The organism is Brevundimonas sp. EAKA (assembly GCF_000698025.1).
Lineage (GTDB): Bacteria > Pseudomonadota > Alphaproteobacteria > Caulobacterales > Caulobacteraceae > Brevundimonas > Brevundimonas mediterranea_A.
The window spans coordinates 1-3,020 of the sequence record NZ_JMQR01000209.1; the positions used below are offsets into that span (position 1 = coordinate 1).

General features: G+C 69.5%; 3 protein-coding genes. 2 read left to right on the forward strand and 1 reads right to left on the reverse strand.

All coding sequences use genetic code 11. The features are described from left to right. A partial coding sequence (locus tag ER13_RS16770) for an EF-Tu/IF-2/RF-3 family GTPase (RefSeq protein WP_368664391.1) occupies positions 1-801 on the forward strand: 801 nt, incomplete at its 5' end. Here ER13_RS16770 and ER13_RS16775 read toward each other — a convergent pair. Continuing rightward, positions 798-1,415 carry an SCO family protein gene (locus tag ER13_RS16775; RefSeq protein WP_035311141.1) on the reverse strand — a complete coding sequence of 206 codons (618 nt, stop codon included), beginning with the start codon at positions 1,413-1,415 and terminating at the stop codon, positions 798-800. The two genes, ER13_RS16770 and ER13_RS16775, sit on opposite strands and share 4 nt — an antisense overlap. A gap of 44 nt (positions 1,416-1,459) precedes the next feature. Here ER13_RS16775 and ER13_RS16780 point away from each other — a divergent pair, with 44 nt between their 5' ends. After that, positions 1,460-2,965: an ActS/PrrB/RegB family redox-sensitive histidine kinase gene (locus ER13_RS16780; RefSeq protein WP_231492585.1), complete on the forward strand. Its 1,506-nt coding sequence runs from the start codon at positions 1,460-1,462 to the stop codon at positions 2,963-2,965. Positions 2,966-3,020: the final 55 nt, after the last annotated feature.

The window sequence follows — 3,020 nt, forward strand, 5'->3', positions numbered from 1 at the left end:
ATGAAGGCCAAGAAGGAATCCCCGCCCGAGACCCGCAACGCCCCTGCCCCCGTCGATACGGTGGTCGAGCCCGGCGCCGACGAGGTCACCGGCTTCGTCTTCAAGGTCCAGGCCAATATGGACCCCAACCACCGCGACCGGATCGCCATGTTCCGCATGGCCTCGGGCGCCTTCAAGCGCGGCATGAAGTTGAAGGTGCAGAACACGGGCAAGTCCCTGTCGGTCAATGCGCCGATCATGTTCTTCGCCAGCGACCGCGAACTGGCCGACGACGCCTTCGCCGGCGACGTGATCGGCATTCCGAACCATGGCGTGCTGCGCGTCGGCGACAGCCTGTCGGAAAGCGGGGTGGTGCGGTTCGCCGGCCTGCCCAACTTCGCGCCGGAAATCCTGCAACGGGTGCGGGTCAAGGATCCGCTGAAGGCCAAACACCTGAAGAAGGCGCTGGAAGGCCTGGCCGAAGAAGGCGTGACCCAGCTGTTCCGGCCCGAGATCGGGTCCGACTTCATCGTCGGCGCCGTGGGCCAGCTGCAGTTCGAGGTCATGGCCGACCGCCTGGGCGAGGAATACGGCCTGGACGTCATCTTCGAGCCGTCCCCCTACGCCGAGGCGCGCTGGGTCACTCCAGCTTCGGGGGGAACCGACGCGGACATCGAGGACTTCAGCGGCAAATACCGCCCCCAGATGGCCCGCGACATCGACCAGGCCCCGGTCTTCCTGGCCAAGTCCAGCTGGGAGACCGGCTATGTCGGCGAACGCTTCCCCAAGGTGGCCTTCACCAAGACCAAGGAGCGGGGTTAACCCCGCGCCATCGCGTCTTCGATGATCTTGGTCGCCTTGTCCGGGCCCAGGCCATAGGCGACGGCGGTGCGGAACTTGCCGTCCGGGCCCATCAGATAGACGGTCAGCGAGTGGTTCATCGTGTAACCCTCGCCCTCGCCGACCTTCTCGTAATAGGCGCGATAGGCCTTGGCCGCCTGGGCGACCTGTTCCGGCGTGCCTGTCAGGCCGATGGTCCCTTTGGGGAAGCCGTCTGAGGACAGATAGTCCTTCAGCTGCCGGGGCGTGTCGCGTTCGGGGTCGATGCTGACGAAGACGATCTGGAGGTTGTCGGCCTTGTCGCCCAGCCGCTGCTGCACCGCGCCCAGTTCGGCCAGGGTGGTGGGGCAAAATTCGGGGCAGTAGGTGAAGCCGAAGAAGACCAGGCTCCATTTGCCGTTCAGCATCGTCTGATCGACGGGCGCCCCGTCCTGGTTCACCAGCTGGAAGTCGCCGCCGACCAGGGGCTGGCCAGTGGAGGAGACCTCGCCAGCCGCCGGGCCACGGCCTGACACCACCACCACGGTGACGATGGCCAGGGCGGCGGCGATGGCGATACAGGCGCCTGCGAACAGCAGGATGGAACGACGCGGCATGACGACCTCTGACGAAAACCTCAGACCCGGTCTATAGAAGGCCCGTGACCTCGACAGAAGACCGCATCGCGCCGCATGCGCCCCCGGCCCCTTCAGAGGGGAGTCTGTCCGGCGCTTCCTTGGCCGACGCCGGCCTGTCCGAAGCGGGTTGGCGCGAGGCGCCGCGGCGGGGGCGCGGCTTTTCGCTGCGGACCCTGATCGTCCTGCGCTGGCTGACGATCCTGGGCCAGAGCGTGGCCATATTGACGGCGTCGCAGGGCCTGCACTTCCCACTGCCCTTGTGGCCCTGCCTGATCGTCATCGCCGTCAGCGCGGCGGTCAATGTCGGGGCCATGGCGCGGGTGAGACGACTGGAGGCCAGCCTGCCGGACGGGCGAACCACGGCCGTCCATCTGGGGTTCGACATCTTCCAGCTGGGCCTGCTGCTGGGCCTGACCGGCGGGCTGGAGAACCCCTTCTGCCTGCTGCTGGTGGCGCCGGTGACGATCGCCGCGGCGGCCCTGCCCGCGCGCCAGGCCCTGTTGCTGGGCCTGCTGGCCCTGATCGCGGTCGGGGTGCTGTTCTTCTGGTCCGAGCCCCTGCCCTGGCGCGCCCACGAGAATTTCCACCTGCCCCTGCTCTATCGGCTCGGCATGGCCATGGCCCTGGTGACGGGAGTGGTGTTCACCGCCGGCTACGCCTGGCGGGTGGCGGCCGACGCCGAGAAGCTGGAACTGGCCCTGGCCACGACCCAGGACGTGCTGCAGCGTGAGCAGAGGCTGGCGGCCCTGGGCGGGCTGGCGGCGGCGGCGGCGCACGAGCTGGGCACGCCGCTGGCGACCATCCAGGTGGTGGCCAAGGAGCTTCAGCGCGCCTCGGCCCCCGACAGCGACGCGGCCGAGGACGCCGCCCTGATCCTGCAACAGGCCGAGCGGTGCCGGGGCATACTGACCCAGTTGTCGCAACAGCCCGAGGGCGACGACGCCCTGTATGCCGATGTGGCGCTGAAGGCCCTGCTGGAGGAGGTGGTTGAGCCGCATCGGGGGTTTGATCTGAACTTCGAGGTTCTGGTCAAGACCCCGCCCGGCCAGCCCGCCCCGCGCGTGCGCCGGATGCCCGAGGTGGTCCACGGCCTGTCGACCCTGGTCGAGAACGCCGCCGATTTCGCCGCCTCCACCGTGCGGGTCCAGGCCCTGGTCGACGCCGGCTGGATCGAGATCGCCATCCTGGACGACGGCCCCGGCTTCGCCAGCGACATCCTGCCCCGGCTGGGCGAGCCCTATGTGACCAGCCGCCCCCAGGGCAAGGCGCGCCTGGCCCTGGCCGCCCAGATCGCCGCCGCCACGTCCCGGCGGCGCAACACCGGGGCCGAGACGCCCATCGCCCCCAGCCAGGGCGGCATGGGTCTGGGCTTCTTCATCGCCCGCACCCTGCTGGAGCGGACCGGGGGCGTGGTCAGCGTCGGCCAGGGTCTGCCGCGGCCCGAAGTCCCCTCCGACGCCCGCAGCCCTGCGCGCGGCGCCCGCGTGGCGGTGCGGTGGGCGCGCCCGGCCCTGGAGGGCGCGGCCTGAAAGGGTCCAGTCCCGCCCAACCTGCGTATTGGGTCGAAGAGTCGCAGGGTTGAAC

What these genes read in the sequence shown, in the direction of transcription:
- ER13_RS16775 (WP_035311141.1), bottom strand. Translation starts at nt 1,415, where the DNA reads ATGCCGCGTCGTTCCATCCTGCTGTTCGCAGGCGCCTGTATCGCCATC.